Annotated in this window: 24 protein-coding genes; 22 read left to right on the top strand and 2 right to left on the bottom strand. The window is 60.9% G+C overall.

All coding sequences use genetic code 11. The features are described from left to right. Positions 1-75 precede the first annotated feature (75 nt). From ACY4LX_RS25165 to ACY4LX_RS25150, 4 genes are read left to right on the top strand one after another with little or no spacing between them, the layout of a single operon-like run. Positions 76-546 (top strand): (2Fe-2S)-binding protein, encoded by a 471-nt coding sequence (locus ACY4LX_RS25165; protein ID WP_149659983.1) that lies wholly within the window; start codon positions 76-78, stop codon positions 544-546. Further along, a complete protein-coding gene (locus tag ACY4LX_RS25160; protein WP_463258173.1) occupies positions 543-2,864 on the top strand; it encodes a xanthine dehydrogenase family protein molybdopterin-binding subunit in 2,322 nt (773 codons plus the stop codon). Before ACY4LX_RS25165 ends, ACY4LX_RS25160 begins: the two co-directional genes overlap by 4 nt. Beyond that, entirely contained in the window at positions 2,864-3,847 is a 984-nt protein-coding gene (locus tag ACY4LX_RS25155) for an XdhC family protein (protein WP_463258172.1), read from the top strand. The genes ACY4LX_RS25160 and ACY4LX_RS25155 overlap by 1 nt, the downstream gene beginning before the upstream one ends. Continuing rightward, complete coding sequence (locus ACY4LX_RS25150; RefSeq protein ID WP_463258171.1) at positions 3,844-4,434, top strand: nucleotidyltransferase family protein; 591 nt, start codon at positions 3,844-3,846, stop codon at positions 4,432-4,434. Before ACY4LX_RS25155 ends, ACY4LX_RS25150 begins: the two co-directional genes overlap by 4 nt. Positions 4,435-4,619: 185 nt before the next feature. Here ACY4LX_RS25150 and rne read toward each other — a convergent pair whose 3' ends face one another. Next, complete coding sequence (gene rne, locus ACY4LX_RS25145) at positions 4,620-7,883, bottom strand: ribonuclease E (RefSeq protein WP_463258170.1); 3,264 nt, start codon at positions 7,881-7,883, stop codon at positions 4,620-4,622. Between the two features lie 699 nt (positions 7,884-8,582). Here rne and rluC point away from each other — a divergent pair. From rluC to sppA, 3 genes are read left to right on the top strand one after another with little or no spacing between them, the layout of a single operon-like run. Then, the gene (gene rluC, locus ACY4LX_RS25140) at positions 8,583-9,545 is read left to right on the top strand and encodes a 23S rRNA pseudouridine(955/2504/2580) synthase RluC (RefSeq protein ID WP_054051763.1); all 963 of its coding nucleotides are present in this window, start codon (positions 8,583-8,585) and stop codon (positions 9,543-9,545) included. Then, positions 9,532-10,191 carry an HAD-IA family hydrolase gene (locus tag ACY4LX_RS25135; protein WP_149659989.1) on the top strand — a complete coding sequence of 220 codons (660 nt, stop codon included), beginning with the start codon at positions 9,532-9,534 and terminating at the stop codon, positions 10,189-10,191. Before rluC ends, ACY4LX_RS25135 begins: the two co-directional genes overlap by 14 nt. Positions 10,192-10,215: 24 nt before the next feature. Then, positions 10,216-11,205, top strand: a complete 990-nt coding sequence (gene sppA / locus ACY4LX_RS25130) for a signal peptide peptidase SppA (RefSeq protein ID WP_463258169.1) — start codon at positions 10,216-10,218, stop codon at positions 11,203-11,205. A gap of 48 nt (positions 11,206-11,253) precedes the next feature. On the opposite strand, the gene ACY4LX_RS25125 is transcribed toward sppA, so the two are convergent. Then, complete coding sequence (locus tag ACY4LX_RS25125; protein ID WP_463258168.1) at positions 11,254-11,832, bottom strand: Maf family protein; 579 nt, start codon at positions 11,830-11,832, stop codon at positions 11,254-11,256. A gap of 105 nt (positions 11,833-11,937) precedes the next feature. Between ACY4LX_RS25125 and ACY4LX_RS25120 the strand changes: the two genes are divergently transcribed. The 15 genes from ACY4LX_RS25120 to ACY4LX_RS25050 all read left to right on the top strand — a co-directional run bounded on the left by ACY4LX_RS25120 (position 11,938) and on the right by ACY4LX_RS25050 (position 24,310). Further along, complete coding sequence (locus tag ACY4LX_RS25120; protein WP_004371317.1) at positions 11,938-12,465, top strand: YceD family protein; 528 nt, start codon at positions 11,938-11,940, stop codon at positions 12,463-12,465. A 13-nt stretch (positions 12,466-12,478) separates the two neighbouring features. Continuing rightward, on the top strand, positions 12,479-12,661 hold the full coding sequence (rpmF, locus tag ACY4LX_RS25115) for a 50S ribosomal protein L32 (protein ID WP_008152339.1): 183 nt from the start codon (positions 12,479-12,481) through the stop codon (positions 12,659-12,661). 4 nt (positions 12,662-12,665) lie between these two features. Then, positions 12,666-13,676 carry a phosphate acyltransferase PlsX gene (plsX, locus tag ACY4LX_RS25110; RefSeq protein ID WP_149659992.1) on the top strand — a complete coding sequence of 337 codons (1,011 nt, stop codon included), beginning with the start codon at positions 12,666-12,668 and terminating at the stop codon, positions 13,674-13,676. 125 nt (positions 13,677-13,801) lie between these two features. Further along, a complete protein-coding gene (gene fabD, locus ACY4LX_RS25105) occupies positions 13,802-14,740 on the top strand; it encodes an ACP S-malonyltransferase (RefSeq protein ID WP_463258167.1) in 939 nt (312 codons plus the stop codon). A gap of 16 nt (positions 14,741-14,756) precedes the next feature. Next, on the top strand, positions 14,757-15,500 hold the full coding sequence (fabG, locus tag ACY4LX_RS25100) for a 3-oxoacyl-ACP reductase FabG (RefSeq protein ID WP_463258166.1): 744 nt from the start codon (positions 14,757-14,759) through the stop codon (positions 15,498-15,500). Positions 15,501-15,691: 191 nt separating this feature from the next. Then, positions 15,692-15,928 carry an acyl carrier protein gene (gene acpP / locus ACY4LX_RS25095; RefSeq protein ID WP_003442511.1) on the top strand — a complete coding sequence of 79 codons (237 nt, stop codon included), beginning with the start codon at positions 15,692-15,694 and terminating at the stop codon, positions 15,926-15,928. Positions 15,929-16,036: 108 nt separating this feature from the next. Further along, positions 16,037-17,281 carry a beta-ketoacyl-ACP synthase II gene (gene fabF / locus ACY4LX_RS25090; protein ID WP_149659995.1) on the top strand — a complete coding sequence of 415 codons (1,245 nt, stop codon included), beginning with the start codon at positions 16,037-16,039 and terminating at the stop codon, positions 17,279-17,281. Beyond that, on the top strand, positions 17,281-18,096 hold the full coding sequence (pabC, locus tag ACY4LX_RS25085; RefSeq protein ID WP_463258165.1) for an aminodeoxychorismate lyase: 816 nt from the start codon (positions 17,281-17,283) through the stop codon (positions 18,094-18,096). The genes fabF and pabC overlap by 1 nt, the downstream gene beginning before the upstream one ends. A 3-nt stretch (positions 18,097-18,099) precedes the next feature. Continuing rightward, the gene (mltG, locus tag ACY4LX_RS25080; protein WP_463258164.1) at positions 18,100-19,341 is read left to right on the top strand and encodes an endolytic transglycosylase MltG; all 1,242 of its coding nucleotides are present in this window, start codon (positions 18,100-18,102) and stop codon (positions 19,339-19,341) included. A gap of 19 nt (positions 19,342-19,360) precedes the next feature. Next, complete coding sequence (tmk, locus tag ACY4LX_RS25075; protein ID WP_149659998.1) at positions 19,361-19,993, top strand: dTMP kinase; 633 nt, start codon at positions 19,361-19,363, stop codon at positions 19,991-19,993. Then, positions 19,986-20,972 (top strand): DNA polymerase III subunit delta', encoded by a 987-nt coding sequence (locus ACY4LX_RS25070; protein ID WP_463258163.1) that lies wholly within the window; start codon positions 19,986-19,988, stop codon positions 20,970-20,972. The genes tmk and ACY4LX_RS25070 overlap by 8 nt, the downstream gene beginning before the upstream one ends. A 32-nt stretch (positions 20,973-21,004) precedes the next feature. After that, positions 21,005-21,361 (top strand): PilZ domain-containing protein, encoded by a 357-nt coding sequence (locus ACY4LX_RS25065; protein ID WP_463258162.1) that lies wholly within the window; start codon positions 21,005-21,007, stop codon positions 21,359-21,361. A gap of 15 nt (positions 21,362-21,376) precedes the next feature. After that, positions 21,377-22,168: a TatD family hydrolase gene (locus tag ACY4LX_RS25060; protein WP_149660000.1), complete on the top strand. Its 792-nt coding sequence runs from the start codon at positions 21,377-21,379 to the stop codon at positions 22,166-22,168. A 394-nt stretch (positions 22,169-22,562) separates the two neighbouring features. Continuing rightward, positions 22,563-23,201 carry a TetR/AcrR family transcriptional regulator gene (locus ACY4LX_RS25055; protein ID WP_133838378.1) on the top strand — a complete coding sequence of 213 codons (639 nt, stop codon included), beginning with the start codon at positions 22,563-22,565 and terminating at the stop codon, positions 23,199-23,201. Between the two features lie 140 nt (positions 23,202-23,341). Beyond that, entirely contained in the window at positions 23,342-24,310 is a 969-nt protein-coding gene (locus tag ACY4LX_RS25050; RefSeq protein WP_463258161.1) for a GTP 3',8-cyclase MoaA, read from the top strand. Positions 24,311-24,335 lie beyond the last annotated feature (25 nt).

Genomic DNA, 24,335 nt, shown 5'->3' with positions numbered 1-24,335 from the left:
TCTGCGTGAACCCACCGCCAACCCCCGGCGGCAGATTGCTCGACCCCATAACCCTGACACTATGCGGGCGTGCCCATGATTACCCTGAAACTCAATGGCCAAGACCATCCACTCGATGTGACCGAGGATATGCCGCTGCTCTGGGCAATCCGCGACGTGGCCGGTTACAACGGCACCAAATTCGGCTGCGGCATGGGCCTGTGCGGTGCCTGCACCATCCATATCGACGGCTTGCCGGCGCGCAGTTGCATCACACCGATTGGCTCGGTCGTGGGCCAGGACGTGCGCACCATCGACAACCTGCACGCCGACCCGGTCGGGCAAATCGTCCAGCAAGCCTGGCTCGACACCGCCGTGGCCCAGTGCGGTTTCTGCCAGGGCGGGCAGATCATGTCGGCCACGGCATTGCTCAAGACCAACCCCAACCCCAGCGATGAGCAGATCGAAGAAGCGATGGTCGGCAATATTTGCCGCTGCGGCACCTACAACCGCATCAAAACCGCCATTCGTCAGGCCTCCACTCATCTGAAGGAGGCCAAGGCATGAGCCAGCTCCCGAATGATTTCGCCCTGAGCAACCTCAGCCGTCGCGGCTTTCTCAAAGGCGTCGGCGCCACCAGTGCGCTGGTACTCGCCGCCAGTTGGGGCTGGCAGGATGCTTTCGCTGAAGACAAGCCGAAGAAATTCGGCGCCGACGGCATGCCCAACGGCTGGATCGATGATCCGAAGGTCTACGTCAGCATCGCCGCTGATGGCACGGTGACTGTGGTGTGCAACCGGTCGGAAATGGGCCAGGGCGTGCGCACCAGTCTGAGCATGGTGGTGGCCGATGAACTGGACGCCGATTGGGCGCTGGTCAAGGTGCAACAGGCACCGGGTGATGAAGTGCGCTTCGGCAACCAGGACACCGACGGCTCGCGCAGCATGCGTCACTGGTACGAGCCGATGCGCCGCTGCGGTGCTGCCGCGCGGACCATGCTGGAACAGGCCGCCGCCGAACAGTGGAAAGTCCCGGTTGGCGAATGCCATGCGCAGTTGCACAAGGTCATTCACCAACCCACTAAACGCGAACTCGGTTATGGCGAATTGGCCGCCGCGGCCGGTGCGCTGGCGGTGCCGGCCCGTGACAGCCTGCGACTCAAGCAGCCGTCGGAATTTCGCTACATCGGCAAGGAAGGCGTACGCGCCATCGACGGTGCCGACATCGTCAACGGTCGTGCGATTTACGGCGCCGATGTGCATTTCGACGGCATGCTCTACGCCACGATTGCCCGTCCGGCGGTATATGGCGGCAAGGTCAAGTCCGTGGATGACAGCGCGGCGCTGAAGGTCCCTGGTGTGATCAAGGTCTTGCAGATTGAAAGCCGCCCGCTGCCCTCGGAGTTCCAGCCATTGGGCGGTGTGGCCGTGGTGGCGAGCAACACCTGGGCCGCGATCAAGGGCCGCGAAGCCTTGAAAATCGAGTGGGACGACGGCCCCAATGCCAGTTACGACTCGGTCGCCTATCGCAAGGAGCTGGAAGCCGCCTCGCTCAAACCGGGCAAAGTGGTGCGCAATACCGGAGACATCGACAAGGCCCTGGCCGGCGCTGGCAGCACCCTCGAAGCGTCCTACTATCTGCCGCACCTGGCCCAGGCGCCGATGGAGCCGATGGTCGCCATCGCCCGCTTCAAAGACGGCGTGTGCGAAGCCTGGGCGCCAAGCCAGGCACCGCAAGTCACCCGCGAGAGGATTGGCGAACGCCTCGGCCTGCCGTTCGATAACGTCACCTTCAATGTCACCTTGTTGGGCGGTGGTTTCGGGCGTAAATCGAAGCCGGATTTCGTCGTCGAAGCAGCGATCCTCGCCAAGGAATTCCCCGGCAAGGCCGTGCGCGTGCAATGGACCCGTGAAGACGACATCCATTGCTCGTACTTCCACACCGTGTCCGCCGAGTACCTGAAGGCCAGCCTCGACAAGGACGGCATGCCCTCCGGCTGGTTGCACCGCACCGTGGCGCCAAGCATCACCGCGTTGTTCGCCCCGGGCATGAACCACGAGGCCGCGTTCGAGTTGGGCATGGGCTTCACCAACATGGCCTACGCGATTCCCAACGTGCGCCTGGAAAACCCCGAAGCGACGGTGCACACCCGGGTCGGCTGGTATCGCTCGGTGTCGAACATTCCCCACGGCTTCGCGATTCAGACCTTCGTTGATGAATTGGCCCACAAGGCCAAGCAGGATCCGCTGAAGTACCAGATCAAATTGCTCGGCCCGGACCGTCAGATCGATCCGCGCACTTTGAGTGAAGAGTGGAACTACGGCGAATCCCCCGAGCGTTATCCGATCGACACCGCACGGCTGCGCACGGTGCTCGAAACCGCCGCCAAGGCTGCCGGTTGGGGGCGCACGCTGCCCAAGGGTCGAGGCCTGGGATTGGCGGTGCATTACAGCTTCGTCACCTATGTGGCGGCGGTGATTGAGGTCGAAGTCAAAGACGACGGCACCCTGATCGTGCACAAGGCTGACATCGCCGTGGATTGCGGTCCGCAGATCAATCCCGAACGCATTCGTTCGCAGTTCGAAGGCGCCTGCGTCATGGGCCTGGGCAACGCGGTACTTGGCGAAATCAGCTTCAAGGACGGCAAGGTCCAGCAGGACAACTTCCACATGTACGAAGTGGCGCGCATGTCCCTGGCGCCGAAGGAAGTTGCGGTGCATCTGGTCACGCCACCGGGCGACGTGCCGTTGGGCGGGGTCGGTGAGCCGGGCGTGCCGCCGATTGCGCCGGCGCTGTGCAACGCGATCTTTGCCGCCACCGGTAAACGCATCCGCAGCCTGCCGGTTCGCTATCAACTGCAGGGTTGGCAGAAGGCTGACGCCTGATGGACAGCGTCGATCTGAACGTCTTGCGCAGCGTGCTCGAATGGCGCCGCGCCGGTCAGCGGGTGGTGTTGTACAGCGTGGTCCAGACCTGGGGCACCGCGCCCCGGGCGCCTGGCGCCATGCTCGCGTTGCGTGAAGACGGCGTGGTGATCGGCTCGGTGTCGGGCGGTTGTGTCGAGGATGACCTGATCGCGCGGCTGCACGACGGCCGTATCCCGGCCGACGGGCCGCCCGTGCAGTTGATCACGTACGGCGTCACCCGTGAGGAGGCGGCGCGGTTTGGTTTGCCGTGTGGCGGCACGCTGCGCCTGACCGAAGAGCGCGTCGGCGATCCAGCATGGGTCGCCGAGTTGCTGGCCCGCTGCGAAGCCCATGAAATCGTCGCCCGTTCGCTGGATCTGGCGAGCGGTGAAGTGATGTTGCAGCCGGCGAACAAGACCGACGTGCTGAGTTTTGACGGCAGCACCTTGCGCGCGATTTACGGCCCTCGTTGGCGCTTGTTGCTGATCGGCGCCGGGCAACTGTCGCGCTATGTCGCGGAAATGGCGCGGCTGCTGGATTTCGAAGTGCTGATCTGCGATCCGCGCACCGAGTTCGTCTACGGCTGGGAGGAACAGCACGGTCGTTTCGTGCCGGGCATGCCCGACGACGCCGTGTTGGCCATTCAGACCGACGAACGCACCGCCATCGTCGCCCTGACCCACGATCCACGGCTGGACGACATGGCGCTGCTCACCGCCCTGGATTCAAGGGCGTTCTATGTCGGCGCACTGGGTTCGCGGGTCAACAGCCTGAAACGCCGGGACAACCTGGCTCAGCTAGGCTTGTCAGAACAGGCCATCGAGCGGCTGCACGGCCCGATTGGACTGCACATCGGCAGCCACACCCCGGCGGAAATCGCCTTGTCGCTGCTGGCCGAAATCGTGGCGATCAAGAACGGCGTCGAACTCAAGCAGAAGAAGCCGTTGCGGGAGGACGTATGAGCGAGCCCATCGGTGTCATCGTGCTGGCAGCAGGGCAAGGCAGTCGGTTTCGCCAGGTCGCCGGGGCTGAAAAGGACAAGTTGCTGGCCGACTGTGCCGGTCGCGATGGCGCTGTGCGTTCGGTGATCGAGCAGGTGTTGGTGAATCTGCCTGTCAGCCTTGAGAGGCGTGTACTGGTGACCACCGCAGATCGCCCGCAGGTGATTCGCATGGCTCAGGCTTACGGCTTCGAGATTGTGCTGATCGAGTCCAGGGGTATGGGCGACAGCATTGCCGCTGGAGTGGCGGCCTGTGCGCAACTGGGTGGCTGGTTGATTGTGCTGGGGGACATGCCGTTTATCCTGCCGTCGAGCATCGAGCAAGTGCTGGCGGGGATTGCCGAGGATTGCATCAGCGTGCCGGTGCATGAGGGCGAGTTTGGGCATCCGGTGGGGTTTAGCCGACGCTTTGGGCAGGGATTGATGGCGTTGGCCGGTGATCGCGGGGCCAAGCCGTTGTTTGCGCAGGCCAGGGTGGTTGAAGTCGCGGTGGATGATCCCGGTGTGCTGTGGGATGTGGATGTGCCTGAGAAGTTAGTGTTTGGATGATCGTTCCCACGCTCTGCGTGGGAATGCAGCCCGGGACGCTCCGCGTCCCATCCAAAGCCGAACGCGGAGCGTCCATAGAGGCATTCCCACGCGGAGCGTGGGAATGATCGGCAATCTGGTAAGCAATCAGCATAAAAAAAGCCCCGCCTGGATCACCAGGCGGGGCTTTTTAGTGGCCGATGGAATCAGACGAGGGGTTTAGGCTCGTGCTCTTTTTCCAGGGCTTGTTCGTGTTGCTGTACCGCGTCCTGAACGGAGCGTGGTGCTTCGTCGATCACCGATTCAACCGGCTCGGCAGCGACTTCAGCGACCGGGGCAGGGGCTGCCTCGACCACTTCGGCAACAACCGGTGCTGGCTCGGCTACAACCGGAGCAGCAGCGGCAGCCAGTTCGGCTTCTTTCTGCAGACGCTCGGCTTCACGCTTGCGGCGACGCACTTCACGCGGGTCGTTCGGCGCGCGGCCATTTTCGGTCAGGGCGCTGACAGGGGCGGCTTCGACCACCGGTGCAGCCACTTCGGCGACAACCGGGGCTTCGACGACCGGGGCAGGCTCGGCGGCGACAACCACAGGCTCGGAGACCTTCGCTTCAGCGACCGGAGCTTCAACGACTGGCGCTGGCGCTTCGACGACTGGCTCGGCGGCTACCGGCTCGGCAACCCAGTTGAACGCGGTTTGCTCTTCACGCACTTCGCGGACAGCTTCGGTCACGGTTTCGCTCGACGTGTCGGCAACCGATTCAGCGACAACCACAGGCTCGGCAACGTAAGCAGGCTCGGCGGCAGCTTGAACTTCAGGCTGTGCTTCGCGAACCGGCGCTACTTCAACTTCCGGAGCGGCGGTGGCTTCTACCGGGGTAGTCGCTTCAACAACCGGCGCTTCTACCGGTGCAGTTTCCTGCACGGCAGCGGTAGCGCGTTCGGCTTGCTCATAAGCCTGGGCTTCGGCAGGAGCACTGATCAAGGTACTGGCAACGGCTGCGGTAACAGCCAGGCCGGTGGCCAGATCGGCAGCGCTTGGTGCTTCGCTGGTTTCGTTGGCTTCGCCTTCGGCGGACTCGGATTCTTCCGAACCTTCGATCACGTTGCCGTTGGCATCGCGTTGACGCTCGCGACGGTTGCTGCGACGACGCTGGCCACGGGAGCGGCGGCGTGGACGATCGCCTTCGGCGCCTTCCTGCCCTTCTTCCTGCAGTTGCTCTTCGCCGGTCAGCACTTCTTCTTCAGAGGCAGCGGCTGCAGCCTGCTCGGCACGTGGTTGACGCTCTTCACGCGGTGGGCGTGGCGCGCGTTCTTCGCGTGGCTGACGGGCTGGACGCTCTTCAGCGGTCGCAGCGACGGCAGCGGCAGCGGCTGGCGCAGCAGGCGCGGCATCCAGTGGTTCACGCAGTTCACGTACCGGACGCTCTTCGCGGTCGCCACGTGGCTTGCGGTCTTCACGTGGAGCGCGCGGTGCACGTTCTTCACGTGGAGCGCGTGGTGCGCGTTCTTCGCGAGCGACGACCGGAGCGGTGGTCTCTTCACGGGCTTCGCGTGGCTGACGCTCTTCGCGTGGCTCACGTGGTGCGCGTTCTTCACGCGGTGCACGTTCCTCACGAGGCTTGCGTTCTTCATCGCGGCGACCGTTACGGTTGCGGCTCTGCTGACGACCGTTGCGACGCTCTTCGTTACGGGCCGGACGCTCGGTGGCTGCTGGTTTTTCAACCACAACCGGAGCGGCAGGCTCTTCCTTGGTCGCGAACAGGCTGACCAGCGACTTCACCAGGCCTTTGAACAGGCTTGGCTCTGGCACGGCAACCGGTGCTGCAACAGGCGCGGCAGCGACGACTTCGGTCGGGACCGGAGCGTTGGCGCGGGCCGGTGCAGTCTTGACCGCGGCTTCCTGGCGAACCAGGGTGCGGGTCGCAGCGGCGGGCTGGACTTCTTCCACTTCGGCAGCGGCAGCAGCGATTTCGTAGCTGGACTGGTTGATGTGGGCTTCCGGGCTGTCATCACGCAGACGCTGAACTTCGAAGTGCGGCGTTTCGAGGTGGTCGTTCGGCAGAATGACGATGCGGGCACGGGTGCGCAGTTCGATCTTGGTGATCGAGTTGCGTTTTTCGTTGAGCAGGAACGCAGCGACCGGGATCGGCACTTGGGCGCGAACTTCGGCAGTGCGGTCTTTCAGGGCTTCTTCTTCGATCAGGCGCAGAATCGCCAGCGACAGCGATTCAACGTCACGGATGATGCCGGTGCCGTTGCAACGCGGGCAAACGATGCCGCTGCTTTCGCCCAGGGATGGACGCAGGCGCTGACGGGACATTTCCAGCAGGCCGAAGCGCGAGATGCGACCGACTTGCACGCGAGCGCGGTCGGCTTCCAGGCATTCGCGGACTTTCTCTTCCACGGCGCGCTGGTTCTTGGCAGGGGTCATGTCGATGAAGTCGATGACGATCAGGCCGCCGATGTCGCGCAAGCGCAACTGACGGGCGATTTCTTCGGCGGCTTCAAGGTTGGTCTGCAGGGCGGTTTCTTCGATGTCGCTGCCTTTGGTGGCGCGCGCCGAGTTGATGTCGATGGACACCAGGGCTTCGGTCGGATCGATGACGATGGAGCCGCCGGAAGGCAGTTCGACGACGCGCTGGAAAGCGGTCTCGATCTGGCTTTCGATCTGGAAACGGTTGAACAGCGGAACGCTGTCTTCGTACAGCTTGATCTTGCTGGCGTACTGCGGCATCACCTGGCGGATGAAGGTCAGGGCTTCGTCCTGGGCTTCAACGCTGTCGATCAGCACTTCGCCGATGTCCTGGCGCAGGTAATCGCGGATGGCGCGGATGATCACGTTGCTTTCCTGGTAGATCAGGAATGGCGCGGAGCGATCCAGCGAGGCTTCTTTGATAGCGGTCCACAGTTGCAGCAGGTAATCGAGGTCCCACTGCATTTCTTCGCTGCTGCGGCCCAGGCCGGCAGTGCGCACGATCAGACCCATGTCGGCCGGGGCAACCAGGCCGTTCAGGGCTTCACGCAGTTCGTTGCGCTCTTCACCTTCGATGCGACGGGAGATACCGCCGGCACGCGGGTTGTTCGGCATCAGAACGAGATAGCGACCGGCCAGGCTGATGAAGGTGGTCAGGGCTGCGCCCTTGTTGCCACGTTCTTCTTTTTCGACCTGAACGATGACTTCCTGGCCTTCGGTCAGGACGTCCTTGATGTTGACGCGGCCTTCGGGGGCTTTCTTGAAGTATTCGCGGGAGATTTCTTTGAGGGGCAGGAAGCCGTGGCGCTCGGAGCCGAAATCGACAAAGGCAGCCTCTAGGCTTGGTTCGATGCGAGTAATCCGGCCTTTATAGATGTTGGCCTTCTTCTGCTCGCGTGCACCGGATTCGATGTCCAGGTCGTAGAGGCGTTGGCCATCTACCAGTGCAACACGCAACTCTTCGGGTTGAGTTGCGTTAATCAGCATTCTTTTCATGTAGTACCGTCGGTTTCCGGGCTGCCGGAAACGGCGTTCGGCACACACGACTTCTCACGGTCGGTGTCAGGTGCGTCAAGAGTGGTTGGACACTCCAGTGTCTAGCGATGGCGACCAATGTGGGCCGGCGTCGCGACGTACGCGTCCTGCTTGCTGTGGCTACTAAGCACTCAGTCAGGAGGAGGAATCAACCAGCGGCTGTGGACGAGATGAAGCGTCTTGATAAAGCCTATTGCTACACAGTCCAGCGGTTGTGCATCTCCACCCTACACGTATCCCTGATAATTCGGGTGCTGCCGCGCGCAGAATCCGCAGCGGGTTGGCATTTACCGTGAGCTCCGAAAGGGGAGGTCACGCATCATGGCTAATTTAGGCGTTGTTTCCGAAGCGTTCGCTCGGGGTCATTCGCAGCTGACTGCACTTTGTGAACTGGCCATGAATATTGGCGAGCAAGGCGAGTGAAAACTCTGCTTTGCGGCTTGATTCAGGCCTCATGTCACCTGCGCTCGTAACACCTGCAAACTCCACCGTTACGTAGCGAAAGCCCCGTAGGACGGCCTCGCGTCCTGGTGAATTGCGTTGGTCAGGGCCGGTTTTTGACCGTTAGTCCGCTGTCCAGGCCGCTTTTGGCGGCGTTCGCGACTATAGCAGCAATGATTAAGTGCTTCAATTCCATAAAAAATTGTTATCATCCGCGCCATGACGACTACTGCCCCTTCGACCCCAGCCGTACAACTGCTGGAGGTCTCGCCGGAATATGCCGGCCAACGTATTGATAACTTCCTTCTCGCTCGGCTCAAAGGCGTGCCCAAGACCTTGATTTACCGCATTTTGCGCAAAGGCGAAGTGCGAGTGAACAAAGGCCGGATCAAGCCCGAATACAAGCTGCAGGCGGGCGATATCGTGCGCGTGCCGCCGGTTCGCGTGCCTGAGCGCGACGAGCCGGTGCCGCTGGCACAAGGCCTGCTCCAGCGCCTCGAAGCCTCGATTATCTTCGAGGACAAGGCGTTGATCGTGATCAACAAGCCTTGCGGCATCGCGGTTCACGGCGGCAGCGGCTTGACCTACGGGGTAATCGAAGCCTTTCGTCAGTTGCGTCCCGATTGCAAGGAGCTCGAACTGGTTCACCGGCTCGACCGTGACACCTCCGGCCTGCTGATGATCGCCAAGAAGCGCAGCATGTTGCGTCACTTGCACACGGCCTTGCGCGGCGATGGCGTTGACAAGCGCTACATGGCGCTGGTCCGCGGCAACTGGGCGGCCTCGATCAAGCAGGTTCGTGCATCGCTGGGCAAGAGCAACCTGCGCTCCGGCGAGCGCATGGTCGAGGTCGATGAGGAGGAGGGCAAGGAGTCTGTGACCGTGTTCAAGGTCCTGCGCCGTTTCGGCGACTTTGCCACCCTGATCGAAGCCAAGCCGATCACCGGCCGGACACACCAGATCCGTGTCCATACGTTGCACGCCGGGCACTGCATCGCTGGCGACACCAAGTACGGCGATGACGATTTCAGCAAGGAAATTCGTGACCTGGGCGGCAAACGCCTGTTCCTCCACGCCTACATGCTGACCGTGCCGTTGCCAGATGGCGGCGAGCTGAAGTTGCAGGCGCCAGTGGACGAGATGTGGGCCAAGACCGTGGAGCGCCTGAGTGCACCCCTCTGATTACAAGCTGCTGATTTTTGATTGGGATGGCACGCTGGCCGATTCCATTGGTCGGATTGTCGAGGCGATGCATGTCGCGTCCGAGCGCTCCGGTTTTCAATTGTGCGACGACTTTGCCGTCAAAGGCATTATCGGCCTGGGCTTGCCCGAGGCGATTCGCACGTTGTACCCGCAGATCGGCGATGACGAGCTGATAGCGTTCCGTCAGCACTATGCCGATCACTACATCGCGGCCGAAGCCGTGCCTTCGCCGTTGTTCGAAGGTGTTGTCGAGTCGATGGCCGCCTTTCGTGACGAGGGTTATCACCTGGCGGTCGCGACCGGCAAGGCCCGTCGTGGGCTGGATCGAGTGCTCAAGGCGCACGGCTGGGAAGACTATTTCGATATCACCCGTGCCGCCGATGAAACTGCCAGCAAGCCTCATCCTCTGATGCTGGAAGAGATCCTCGCGCATTGCGGCGTTTCGGCGCAGCAGGCGTTGATGGTCGGGGATTCGTCCTTTGACCTGCAAATGGCGCGCAACGCCGGTATGGATTCGGTTGCCGTGAGTTACGGCGCCCAATCCATCGAGGCGCTGAAGCTGTTCGGGCCGCGGCTGTCCATTGATCGTTTTTCCGAATTGCATGCCTGGCTTCGTCAGGCTTAATACGATTTTGCTGGGGTAGATGGCATGACCGACGAATGGAAAGCGCCTGCCAAGGCAAGCGCGGATGGCGGTGACGAGAAGAGCTGGAAGCTGCTGGAAAAGACCTTGCTGGCAAGCGTGCAGGAACAGCGCCGCTCGCGCCGCTGGGGGATTTTCTTCAAGCTGCTGACCTTCGTGTACCTGTTTGCGGCGCTGCTGCTGTTCACGCCGTTAATGGACATGGAAAAAAGCGCGACCCGCGGTTCCAACTACACCGCGTTGATCGACGTCAATGGCGTGATCGCCGACAAGGAGTCTGCCAGCGCCGACAACATCGTCGGCAGTCTGCGTGCAGCCTTTGAAGACACCAAGGTCAAGGGCGTGATCCTGCGCATTAACAGCCCGGGCGGCAGTCCGGTGCAGTCGGGTTACGTGTACGACGAAATCAAGCGTCTGCGCGGTTTGCATCCGGATACCAAGGTGTATGCCGTGATTTCGGACCTGGGCGCTTCCGGCGCTTATTACATCGCCAGCGCGGCCGATCAGATCTATGCCGACAAGGCGAGCCTGGTGGGTTCCATCGGTGTGACGGCGGCCGGCTACGGCTTTGTCGGGACGATGGAGAAGCTCGGCGTCGAACGTCGCACCTACACCTCGGGTGAACACAAGTCGTTCCTTGACCCGTTCCAGCCGCAGAAGCCTGAGGAAACTCAGTTCTGGCAGGGCGTGCTCGATACTACGCACCAGCAGTTCATCAACAGCGTGAAGAAAGGGCGTGGCGATCGGCTCAAGGATAAAGAGCATCCGGAGTTGTTCTCCGGGCTGGTCTGGTCCGGTGAGCAAGCGCTGCCGCTGGGCTTGATCGATGGCCTGGGCAATGCCAGCTCGGTCGCCCGGGATGTGATTGGCGAGAAAGAATTGGTGGACTTCACCATTCAGGAATCGACGTTTGATCGCTTCTCGAAGAAGCTCGGCGCCAGCGTGGCCGAGCAATTGGCGATGTGGATGGGGTTTCATGGTCCGTCGTTGCGCTGAATCTGCTGCGGCATAAAAAAACCGGCCTTCGTGGCCGGTTTTTTGTGCTCAGGGGATTTGCACGCCCTCGGCCAGCAACATATCAATCAAGCGAATCAGCGGCAGGCCGATCAGGCTGGTGGCGTCAGGGCCTTCGGTGCGTTGAAACAGGCTCACCCCCAAACCTTCGGCCTTGAAGCTGCCAGCGCAGTCGTAGGGCTGCTCTGCGTGCAGGTAGCGTTCAATGCGCGCCGGGTCGAGTGTGCGCATGTGCACGGTGAAGGGCACGCAATCGACCTGACAGTGACCGGTCTGGCTATTAAGCACGGCCAGGCCGGTCAGAAAGGTCACGCTGGCGCCGCTGGAAGCGAGCAATTGTTCCCGGGCCTTTTCGAATGTGTGGGGTTTGCCGATAATGCGCTCGCCGAGCACCGCGACCTGATCGGAACCGATGATCAGATGCGCGGGGTGGCTGTCGGCCAGGGCGCGTGCTTTCTCTTCGGCGAGGCGCTTGACCAGATTAATCGCGGACTCGTCCGGGCGATGGCTTTCATCGATATCCGGCGAGCGGCAGGTAAACTCAAGCTGCAATCGGGCCAGCAATTCCCGGCGATAGGCCGAGCTTGAAGCGAGTAATAAAGGCAGCATGGGCATCTCCAAAAGGCAGGGGCGAATTCTAGCGAGGCTTCCAAGTGACGGACAGGGCTGAATTTCCTTTGACATGGCTGGGTGCATCCCTATAATGCTGCGCCTATGTTGAATGACCCGATTCCACCTCACGTTGACCCGCGCAAATTGGCTGATCGTGGCACCACCCTTCAAGGTGAACTGCTGCTGGCCGATTTGGAGAGACTCTGCGACCCGCTTTCCGACACTGTCGGTACGGTGCAGGCTAAATTCGTTTTTGAACGAGATGAACGTAAGTCTGTGGTAATCCACAGTTTTATCGACACCGAAGTCAAAATGGTTTGCCAGCGTTGTCTTGAGCTGGTCACCCTGCCGATCCACAGCGAATGCAGTTATGCTGTGGTGAAAGAGGGTGCGAATACCCAGTCGTTGCCGAAAGGTTATGACGTGCTGGAACTGGGCGAAGATCCATTGGATCTGCAGTCACTGATCGAGGAGGAGCTTTTGCTCGCCTTGCCCATTGTGCCTGCTCATCATCCGGAAGAATGCCAGCAGCCGGCGGGTCTCGATGAGCCCGAACCGAGCGAGGACGAGGTAACGCGGTCCAACCCGTTCAGTGTATTGGCGCAGTTAAAGCGTGACCCAAACGTTTAGGAGTTAATCAATTATGGCTGTTCAGCAGAACAAAAAATCCCGCTCTGCCCGTGACATGCGTCGTTCGCACGACGCCCTGACGGCGAGCACTCTGTCTGTAGAAAAAACCACCGGTGAAATTCACCTGCGTCACCACGTATCGCCAGAAGGCGTATACCGTGGCCGTAAAGTGATCGACAAGGGCGCTGACGAGTAATCACTTGTCTGCTCAAGTCATCGCGATTGACGCAATGGGCGGGGACTTCGGTCCCCGCAGCATTGTTCAGGCCAGCCTTGCTTGCCTGTCTGCTACACCCTCGCTGCACCTGACCCTCGTCGGTCAACCTACCCTTTTGGAAGAGCTGCTCTCCGGCCATTCGGCTGTGGATCGCGCGCGCCTGTCGATTACGCCGGCGTCCGAAGTCATCAGCATGGACGAAAAGCCTGCCCAGGCCCTGCGCGGCAAGCCTGATTCGTCAATGCGCGTGGCCCTTGAGTTGTTGCGCGATGGCAAGGTCCAGGCCTGTGTCAGCGCCGGCAACACCGGGGCGCTGATGGCGTTGTCGCGGTTTGTACTCAAGACGTTGCCGGGCATTGATCGTCCGGCGATGATCGCGGCCATTCCGACCCAGAAGGGCTATTGCCAGTTGCTCGACCTCGGTGCCAACGTCGATTGCAGTGCCGAGCACTTGTTGCAGTTTGCGATCATGGGCTCGGTGGCGGCGGAAACCCTCGGCGTGGTTCGCCCGCGAGTAGCGCTGCTGAACATCGGTACCGAAGACATCAAGGGCAACCAGCAGGTCAAGCTGGCGGCGACCTTGTTGCAGAACGCCCGGGGCATCAACTACATCGGTTTTGTCGAAGGTGACGGTTTGTACCGGGGCGAGGCGGATGTGGTGGTGTGTGACGGTTTTGTCGGCAATATCCTGCTCAAGTCCAGCGAAGGCCTGGCGACCATGATCGCCGGGCGCATCGAGGCCTTGTTCAAGAAAAGCGTCGCCTCACGCATGGTGGGGGCCTTGGCGCTGCCGCTGATGAAGCGCTTGCAAGCGGACCTTGCCCCGGCGCGGCACAACGGCGCGAGCTTTCTCGGCTTGCAGGGGATTGTGGTGAAAAGCCACGGTTCGGCCGGTGTGCAGGGTTTCCAGAGTGCGATCCAGCGTGCCCTGATCGAGATCCAGGAAAATCTTCCTGAGCGGCTTCACGGTCGTCTGGAGGATTTGTTGCCTTAGGCGTTTTCGTCGGACAATGCTTAAATGTGACCGCTCAGTTCAATTGGCCATCCAACTGTCAGTTTCTTGTGTCCCTCTAGCGGGACGTCAATTCTCCGACGACAAGATCATTAGGGGCTTGTTACATGTCTGCTTCCCTCGCATTCGTCTTTCCAGGACAGGGTTCGCAGTCCCTCGGCATGCTGGCCGAGTTGGGCGCGCAACATCCAGTGGTCCTCGAAACATTCAAAGAAGCTTCCGATGCTCTGGGTTACGACCTGTGGGCACTGACCCAGCAAGGGCCGGAAGAGCAACTCAATCAAACCGATAAAACCCAGCCGGCCATTCTGACCGCCTCGATCGCCTTGTGGCGTCTGTGGCTGGCGCAAGGCGGCGCGCGTCCGGCTTATGTGGCCGGTCACAGCCTGGGCGAGTACAGCGCCCTGGTGGCGGCGGGCAGCCTGAGCCTGGCCGACGCGGTGAAACTGGTCGAAACCCGTGGCAAGCTGATGCAGGAAGCCGTTCCGGCCGGGCAGGGCGGCATGGCCGCTATCCTCGGTCTGGAAGATGCCGATGTGCTGGCGGCTTGTGCCGAAGCGGCGCAAGGCGAAGTGGTCAGTGCGGTCAACTTCAACTCCCCTGGCCAAGTGGTGATCGCCGGTGCCAAGGCGGCGGTCGAACGTGCCATTGAAGGCTGCAAGGCCCGTGGTGCCAAGCGCGCCATGCCGTTGCCGGTCAGCGTGCCGTCCCACTGCGAACTGATGCGTCCGGCGGCCGAGCGCTTTGCCGAGTCCATCGCTGCCATTGACTGGCAGGCCCCGCAGATCCCGGTGGTGCAGAACGTCAGCGCCAATGTGCCGGCTGATCTGGAGACCCTCAAGCGCGATCTGCTTGAGCAGCTCTACAAGCCTGTGCGCTGGGTCGAATCGGTCCAGGCACTGGCGGCCAAGGGCGCGACCCAACTGGTCGAGTGCGGCCCGGGCAAGGTGCTTGCCGGCCTGAACAAACGCTGCGCCGAAGGCGTGGCGACATCCAACCTCAATACCCCAGACGCTTTCGCTGCCGCTTGCGCGGCGCTGGCCTGAATCAGGAGAAACTTGCATGAGTCTGCAAGGTAAAGTTGCACTGGTCACCGGTGCGAGCCGCGGTATCGGCCAGGCCATCGCCCTGGAACTGGGTCGTCAGGGCGCCATCGTCATTGGCACCGCGACCTCCGCCTCGGGTGCCGAGCGCATCGCGGCAACCCTGAAAGAAAACGCTATTGAAGGCACTGGCCTGGAACTGAACGTCACCAGTGATGAATCGGTTGCTGCGGTGCTGGCAAGCATCACTGCGCAGTTTGGCGCCCCGGCAATTTTGGTCAACAATGCCGGCATCACCCGCGATAATCTGATGATGCGCATGAAAGACGACGAATGGAGCGACGTCATCGATACCAACCTGAACAGTCTGTTTCGCCTGTCCAAGGGTGTTTTGCGCGGCATGACCAAGGCCCGTTGGGGACGAATTATCAGTATTGGCTCTGTTGTGGGTGCCATGGGCAACGCAGGCCAAGTAAACTACGCTGCCGCCAAGGCCGGTCTGGAAGGTTTCAGCCGGGCACTGGCGCGGGAAGTCGGTTCGCGTTCGATTACAGTAAACTCGGTGGCTCCAGGGTTCATCGACACTGATATGACCCGCGAACTGCCTGAAGCGCAGCGTGAAGGCTTGGTGACACAGATTCCGCTGGGCCGTCTGGGGCAAGCTCAAGAGATCGCGTCTGTGGTCGCTTTTCTTGCATCCGACGGTGCGGCTTACGTTACTGGGGCTACAATCCCGGTGAACGGCGGGATGTACATGAGTTAAATGTGACGGATTGCTTCAAAAAAATGTCATACGAGCTGTCTAAAATCCGTTATAAAGCTGCAATCTATTTATAGGCAGAGGGTCGTCGGGTTTGAGGAGTGAAGCTTTCAGTTGAAAAACTGAAAAGTCTTTCTATACACTTACCCACTGGCCAGCTGCCTGAATTTGTCCATTAGGAGTGAAAACAAGGTATGAGCACCATCGAAGAGCGCGTCAAGAAAATCGTTGCTGAGCAACTGGGCGTTAAAGAAGAAGAAGTGGTCAACACTGCTTCCTTCGTTGAAGACCTGGGTGCCGACTCCCTTGACACCGTTGAGCTGGTGATGGCTCTGGAAGAGGAATTCGAGACCGAAATCCCTGACGAAGAAGCTGAGAAGATCACTACTGTACAAGCTGCAATCGATTACGTTACTAACCATCAGGCTTAATAGCTTGTAATCGCTGCTTGCTGTCATGGAAAAACCGCACTGCCATCACGGCGTGCGGTTTTTTCTTTAGGCCTGATGCAAAGTCGCCATTTGAAAAAGGAGAGTGCTGTGTCGCGTAGACGCGTCGTAGTCACCGGTATGGGTATGTTGTCGCCACTGGGCACGGATGTGCCGAGCAGTTGGCAGGGCATTCTGGCTGGCCGCAGTGGCATTGGTCTGATCGAACACACCGACCTTTCTGCCTATTCCACCCGCTTTGGCGGCTCGGTCAAGGGCTTCAATGTTGAGGAATACCTGTCGGTCAAGGAAGCTCGCAAGCTCGATCTGTTCATCCAGTATGGTCTGGCCGCAGGGTTTCAGGCTGTGCGTAACTCGGGTCTGGAAGTCACCGACGCCAACCGTGAGCGCATCGGCGTGGCCATGGGTTCGGGTATTGGCGGACTGACTAATATCGAAGAAACCAGCCGCACGCTGCATGATTCCGGCCCTCGTCGGATTTCACCGTTCTTCGTGCCTGGCTCGATCATCAATATGATTTCCGGTTTCCTGTCCATTCACCTCGGTGCACAGGGACCCAACTACGCCATCGCCACCGCGTGTACCACCGGTACGCACTGCATCGGCATGGCGGCACGCAACATCATGTACGACGAAGCCGACGTGATGATTGCCGGCGGCGCCGAGATGGCCGCTTGTGGTCTGGGCATGGGTGGCTTCGGTGCCTCCCGCGCACTGTCGACCCGCAACGATGAGCCAGCCCGCGCCAGCCGTCCATGGGACAAGGGCCGTGATGGCTTCGTCCTGTCCGACGGCGCCGGTGCACTGGTGCTGGAGGAGCTGGAACACGCCAAGGCCCGTGGCGCGACCATCTACGCCGAGCTGATCGGCTTCGGCACCAGTGGCGATGCCTACCACATGACGTCGCCTCCCGCCGACGGCGCCGGTGCTGCTCGTTGCATCACCAATGCCCTGCGCGACGCCAAGATCAATGGCGACCAGGTTCAGTACATCAACGCCCATGGCACCTCGACTTCGGCCGGCGACCTCGCTGAAGCCTGTGCGATCAAGTCGGTGTTCGGCGATCACGCCTACAAACTGGCGGTCAGTTCGACCAAGTCCATGACCGGTCACCTGTTGGGTGCGGCGGGCGCGGTCGAGGCGATCTTCAGTGTCCTGGCGATCAACAGCCAGGTGGCACCGCCGACCATCAACCTCGATGAGCCGGATGAAGGCTGCGATCTCGACTTCGTGCCGCACACCGCGCGCAACATGGATATCGATGTGGTGCTGTCCAACTCCTTCGGGTTTGGCGGGACCAACGGCTCGCTGGTGTTCCGCCGGTTCGCTGACTGATGGACAGCTGGGTCGACGGTCAGCCGGCTGACACGTTGTCGCTGAAGGATCGCGGCCTGGCTTACGGTGATGGTCTGTTCGAGACCATCGCTGTGCGAGGCGGGCAACCGTTGTTGCTGGAGCGGCATCTGTCGCGGCTGGCGCAGGGTTGTTCACGCCTGGCGATTACTGCCGATCATTCTTTGATCCGCAGCGAGCTGCTGGCCTACGCCGCCGCAATGGGCGAGGGCGTGCTCAAGCTCATCCTCACCCGTGGCGACGGTTTGCGCGGTTACGCGCCCGATCCTTCGGCCCAGGCCCGATGCATTCTGCAAGGCAATCCTCCCGCAGCTTATCCTGTCGTCCATGGCGAGCAGGGTGTCCGCTTGTTCCCTTGCGCCACGCGCCTGTCCAACCAGCCGTTGCTCGCCGGGCTCAAGCATCTGAATCGCCTGGAGCAGGTGATCGCCCGTTCCGAATGGCAAGACACCGACCACGCTGAAGGCCTGATGCTTGATCGGGTCGGTCGAGTGATTGAAGGCGTCTTCAGCAATCTGTTTCTGGTGCGCGACGGTGTGCTGATCACCGCCGATCTCAAACGCTGCGGCGTAGCCGGTGTGATGCGCGCCGAATTATTGTTTCAGGCTGAGTCATTGGGGATCCCCACGCAAATCACCGACATCAGCCTCGATCAGTTGCAATGGGCCGATGAAGTCTTCGTCTGCAACAGCGTGTATGGCGTTTGGCCGGTGCGCGCCTATGCAGCACTGAGCTGGTCGGTTGGCCCGCTCACCCGTAAACTCCAAACCATTGCCCGCGCGCTACTGGATGCTTGATACGTGAGACGTAAATTTTTGCTGCTGCTGGAAACCGGACTGGTTCTGGCGGGGCTGCTAATGGCCGCTTCGGCCTGGAAAATCCATTCGGCGCTGGAACAGCCGCTGAACATCACCCAGGAAGAACTGCTGGAAGTGCCCAAGGGCACGACTCCCACCGGCACCTTCTATCGACTCGAAGCCGACGGCGTCATCAAGGACGCCTTCTGGTTGCGCGTCTATTGGCGTTTCAACCTCGCCGCCACGCCGATCCACAGTGGCGAATACCGCATGCTGCCCGGGATGACCGTCGACGGTCTGATCGATTTGTGGAAACGCGGCGAAGTGGTGCAGTACAGCGTGACCCTGGTCGAAGGCTGGAATTTCCATCAGGTCCGTGCGGCTCTGGCCAAGGATGACAAACTCAAGCAAACCCTGAACGGCCTGAGTGACACGCAAGTGATGGACAAGATCGGCCATAGCGGGATTTTCCCTGAGGGTCGCTTCTTTCCCGACACTTACAGTTTCGTGCGTGGCATGACCGACGCCGAGCTGCTGAAAAAAGCCTACGAGCGCCTCGACGAAGTGCTCGCCAAGGAATGGGACAAGCGCGCCGCTGATGTGCCGTACACCGAACCCTATCAGGCGCTGATCATGGCCTCGCTGGTGGAGAAGGAAACCGGCGTGCCTCAGGAGCGCGGGCAGATTGCTGGCGTGTTCGTGCGGCGGATGGCGATCGGTATGTTGTTGCAGACTGATCCGACCGTGATCTACGGTCTCGGCGATCGCTACACCGGCAAGCTGACCCGCGCCCACCTCAAGGAAGCGACGCCGTACAACACCTACATGATCTCCGGCCTGCCACCGACCCCGATTGCCATGGTCGGCCGCGAAGCGATTCATGCGGCGCTGAACCCGGTGGCCGGCAACAGTTTGTATTTTGTCGCTCGCGGCGATGGCAGCCATGTGTTCTCCGATGACCTGGATGCCCATAACTCGGCAGTGCGTGAATTTCAGCTCAAGCGTCGTGCCGATTACCGCTCCAGCCCGGCACCGGCGAATGCACCCGTGACGCCGGAGGCCGAGACGCCGATTCCCGCCGCTTCCCCGGATACTGCGCCGGAAGCGGTGCCACAGGTCCCGGCCCAAGAGCCGGCCCCGGCACCGGAATCCACGCCCGCGCCAGAATCTGTACCACCGATGCCCGCACAAGAACCTGCACCCGCGCCCGCACCGGATGCAGCCGCGCCGCAAAGCCCGCAATGACTCTGATTAAGGACTGCCTGTGACTGGCTTGTTTATTACTCTGGAAGGCCCGGAAGGCGCCGGCAAGAGCACCAACCGCGAATACCTGGCCGAGCGCCTGCGCGCCGCCGGTATCGAAGTGCTGCTGACCCGCGAACCGGGCGGCACGCCACTGGCCGAGCGCATTCGCGAAGTGCTGCTGGCCCCGGTGGATGAAGTCATGAACCCCGACACCGAGCTGTTGCTGGTGTTCGCCGCCCGTGCCCAGCACCTGGCCGAGGTGATTCGCCCGGCACTGGCCCGGGGCGCGGTGGTCTTGTGCGACCGCTTTACCGATTCGACCTACGCCTATCAGGGCGGCGGTCGCGGTTTGTCGCTGGAACGCATCGCCACGCTGGAAGCCTTCGTCCAGGGCGACTTGCGCCCGGACCTGACGCTGATTTTCGATCTGCCGGTGGAAGTCGGCCTGGCCCGCGCCAGTGCGCGCGGTCGGCTGGATCGCTTCGAACTCGAAGGCCGTGCCTTTTTCGATGCCGTGCGCAGCGCCTTTCTCAAGCGCGCCGAAGCCGATCCTGCCCGTTACGTGTTGGTGGACGCCGCCCAGCCGCTGCCGCAAGTCCAGCAGTCGCTGGATGGGTTGCTCCCGCGTTTGCTGGAGCTGACCCGTGGCTGAGGCCTATCCGTGGCAGGACGAGCTCTGGCAGCAACTGGCGGGGCGTAAACAGCACGCCCACGCCTATTTGCTGCATGGCCCGGCCGGGATCGGCAAGCGTGCGTTGGCCGAACGGTTGATGGCGCATTTGTTGTGTCAGCGTCCGACTGCCCAGGATGCCTGCGGCGAGTGCAAATCTTGTCTGCTGCTCAAGGCCGGCAGCCACCCCGACAACTACATCCTCGAGCCCGAAGAAGCGGACAAGGCGATCAAGGTCGATCAGGTGCGTGACCTCGTCAGTTTCGTGGTCCAGACCGCGCAGATGGGCGGGCGCAAAGTGGTGCTGATCGAGCCGGTCGAGTCGATGAACGTCAACGCCGCCAACGCCTTGCTCAAAAGCCTCGAAGAACCGTCCGGCGATACCGTATTGCTGCTGGTCAGCCACCAGACCAGCCGTCTGCTGCCAACGATCAAGAGTCGTTGCCAGCAGCAGGCCTGTCCGCTGCCCAGCGAGGCGATGAGCCTGGCGTGGCTGGCGACGGCGTTGCCGGACTGTACGCAGGATGAACGCGTCGAATTGCTGACCCTGGCCGCCGGTTCGCCATTGGCCGCGGTCAAGTTGCAGACTCAAGGCGTTCGCGAACAGCGCTTGCTGGTGGTCGAAGGCGTGAAGCAGTTGCTCAAGCAACAGAAATCGCCGACCCAGTTGGCCGAAGAATGGAAAAGCCTTCCCCAGTTACTGCTGTTTGACTGGTTCTGCGATTGGTCGAGCCTGATCCTGCGCTATCAACTGACCCAGGATGAACAAGGCCTGGGCCTGATGGACATGCGCAAGGTCATTCAATACCTGGCGCAGAAGTCCGGTCAGGGCAAGGTCCTCGCTATTCAGGACTGGATCCTCGCCCAGCGTCAGAAGGTGATGAGCAAGGCCAACCTGAATCCGGCGCTGTTGCTTGAGGCGCTGCTGGTGCAATGGGTGTCTTTGCCGGGCCAGAAGTGACTAGACTCTGAGCATCAGCCGTGGAGGTCAGCATGAATGAACCCGTCAATACCGGACCGCGTAACGGCATTTTGTCCCTGACCATCAAGGACAAGTCCGTGCTGTACGCGGCCTACATGCCGTTTATCAAGAACGGTGGCCTGTTCATCCCGACCAACAAAAGCTACAAGTTGGGCGATGAGGTGTTCATGTTGCTGAACCTGATGGACGAAGCGGAGAAGATTCCGGTCGCCGGCAAAGTCAGCTGGATCACCCCCAAAGGCGCTCAGGGCAACCGGGCTGCCGGGGTGGGCGTGCAGTTCAACGACGGTGACAACGCCGCCCGCAGTCGAATCGAAACCCATCTGGCCGGAGCCCTGAAATCCGACCGTCCCACTCATACGATGTAAGTTGCAGCCCTTTTTATGCTCGTAGATTCCCATTGTCACCTTGATCGCCTCGACCTCGCCGCCCATGACGGCTCCCTGGATGCCGCACTCGATGCGGCCCGGCAGCGCGGGGTAGGGCACTTTCTGTGCATCGGCGTCAGCGTCGATAACGCCGCCGATGTCAAAGCCCTGGCCGAGCGTTATGACGACGTCGATTGTTCGGTCGGCGTGCATCCGCTGGACGTGCAACCCGGTGCCGCGCCCGCGCTGGATTGGCTGTTGCAGGAGCTGAATCACCCGCGGGTGGTGGCGATTGGTGAAACAGGCCTGGATTACCACTACGAGCCGGAAGCCGCCGAATTGCAGCAGGCATCCTTCCGCCTGCACCTGCAGGCTGCTCAACAAACCGGCAAACCGGTGATCATCCATACCCGTGGTGCCCGTGCTGATACGCTGGCGCTGTTGCGCGAAGCCGCGTTGCCCCAGGCCGGCGTGCTGCATTGCTTCACCGAAGACTGGGACATGGCGAAGGCTGCGCTGGACATGGGTTATTACATTTCCCTGTCCGGGATTGTCACGTTCCGCAATGCCGATGCGTTACGCGATGTCGCGAGCAAAGTGCCGGCCGACCGTTTGCTGGTGGAAACCGACTCGCCGTACCTGGCACCGATCCCTTATCGCGGCAAACCGAACCTGCCGCAATATGTGCGGGAAGTGGCAGAGTTTCTGGCGATGTTGCGCGGGGAATCCTACGAGCGGTTTGCCGAGCAGACGACCGAGAATTTCAAGCGGTTGTTTCCGTTGGCGCACGTCAGGGCATCGGCGTAACGCCGGTAACGATCGCAGCCTTCGGCAGCTCCTGCGCGGCGATGCCCACTGAATCGCAGGCAAAAAAAACCCGGGTTCTGGGGGGTGAATCCGGGTTAAGACCATTAGGAGTAAAACAAAGGCACGCGGTCCGTTGGTACCTATATCGACGCGGCACTTGGGGGAGATGCCCCGCCGACAGTTCAAGTATTGATCAGTATTGCGCCGAGTCCAGTTTAGCGGCCCCGGTTTTTAAACAATTTTGGAATACGGGCGCTTCGGAAGAGTTCTCATCAACCGGGGGCCGTGCGTGAAATGATCAAGAAACGCAGATATGGTCGGATGATCCGTGCATTTTGGCGCAAGTTAGGCATAATACGCGGCTTCGAATTTTGACCCCTACAGACCTTTTCTTATGCATAAAGAACCTCGTAAGGTCCGTGAGTTTCGTCGCCGCGAGCAAGAAATTCTCGATACCGCGCTCAAGCTGTTCCTCGAACTGGGTGAAGACAGTGTCACCGTCGAGATGATTGCTGATGCCGTCGGTATCGGCAAAGGCACGATCTACAAGCACTTCAAATCCAAGGCCGAGATCTATCTGCGCCTGATGCTCGATTACGAGCGCGATTTGAATGAGCTGTTGCATTCGGCCGATGTCGACAAGGACAAGGAAGCCCTGTCCCGGGCCTACTTCGAATTCCGCATGCGCGACCCGCAGCGCTATCGCTTGTTCGATCGCCTGGAAGAAAAGGTGGTCAAGGGCAACCAGGTGCCGGAGATGGTCGAGGAGCTGCACAAGATCCGTGCCTCGAACTTCGAACGCCTGACCCTGCTGATCAAGGGTCGGATCAGCGAAGGCAAGCTCGAAGACGTGCCGCCGTACTTCCACTACTGCGCGTCCTGGGCGCTGGTGCATGGCGCTGTGGCGCTGTATCACTCGCCGTTCTGGAGCAATGTGCTGGAAGATCAGGAAGGCTTCTTCCAGTTCCTGATGGACATCGGCGTGCGCATGGGCAACAAACGCAAGCGCGACACCGACACCCCAAGCAGCTGAGCCATTCAGCTGCCTGATGGCGCCATTATTTCGCTACATGGCGCCGTACCGCAGGAATATACTCAGGCTTGGGACTTGCTAAAACTTGATTTGTGAGTCAAGTTTTAGCGGTCCCGAAACTTCTTCCGCCGGAGTGATCCATGATCGTTGACCGTCAAGGCAGGCGTTTTCGCAATTTGCGGATCAGCCTGACCTCCGCCTGCAATTACGCGTGTACCTACTGCGTGCCTAACGGCAAGCGGCTGGTGGCTGCGCAGGATGAATTGTCGGCCGAGGCCATGGCGCGCGGTGTGGCGTATTTGATCGAGGCCGCCGGCATCGAGCGGTTGCGTATTACCGGTGGCGAGCCGCTGGTCAGTCCCAAACTCGAAGCCTTCATGAACGCCGTCGGCCAGATGGGGCTTGAAGACATCAGCCTGACCACCAATGGTCAGCTGCTGGCGAAAAAACTGCCGCTGCTGGTGGATGCCGGCATCCGGCGCATCAACGTTTCCCTCGATACCCTCGACGCCAGTGCGTTTCGCAGCATTGCCCGTGGTGGCGACCTGGCGACTGTGCTCGATGGTATGGACCAGGCCTCAGCGGCCGGGATGAAGATCAAGGTCAACATGGTGCCGTTACGCGGGCAGAACCTCGACCAGGTGATGCCGCTGCTCGATTACTGTCTGGAGCGTGGCTATGAGCTGCGTTTTATCGAGCTGATGCGCATGGGCCACCTGGCCAGCGACAACAATGCCTTTTTGCAGCAGTTCGTCAGCCTTCAGCAGTTGCTGAGCCTGATCGGCGAGCGTCATGAATACCTGCAAGCCGACGCGCCGGTGGATGCCACGGCGGTGCGCTACGAAATTCCGGGGCAGGGCTACTTTGGCGTGATCGCCAACGAAAGCGTGCCGTTCTGCCGGACGTGTTCGCGGCTGCGGCTGTCGTCGACCGGTTGGCTGCATGGTTGCCTGTCGTCGAGCAATCGCCACTATGTCGGCGACTTGCTGGACAAGCCGCGTCATCAGGCGTTGCCGGCGTTGCAGCGGCTGTTGGTGAAAGCCCTGGGGGACAAGCAGGAAGTGGCGTTCTCCGGTGGTGCGACCATCATGAAGATTATCGGCGGCTGACAGGGCCTTTGTGGCGAGGGGGCTT

This window comes from Pseudomonas sp. Emmai (assembly GCF_055179735.1).
Note: the sequence above shows the minus strand (reverse complement) of the source record. Positions and strands in the feature narration are given on the sequence as shown.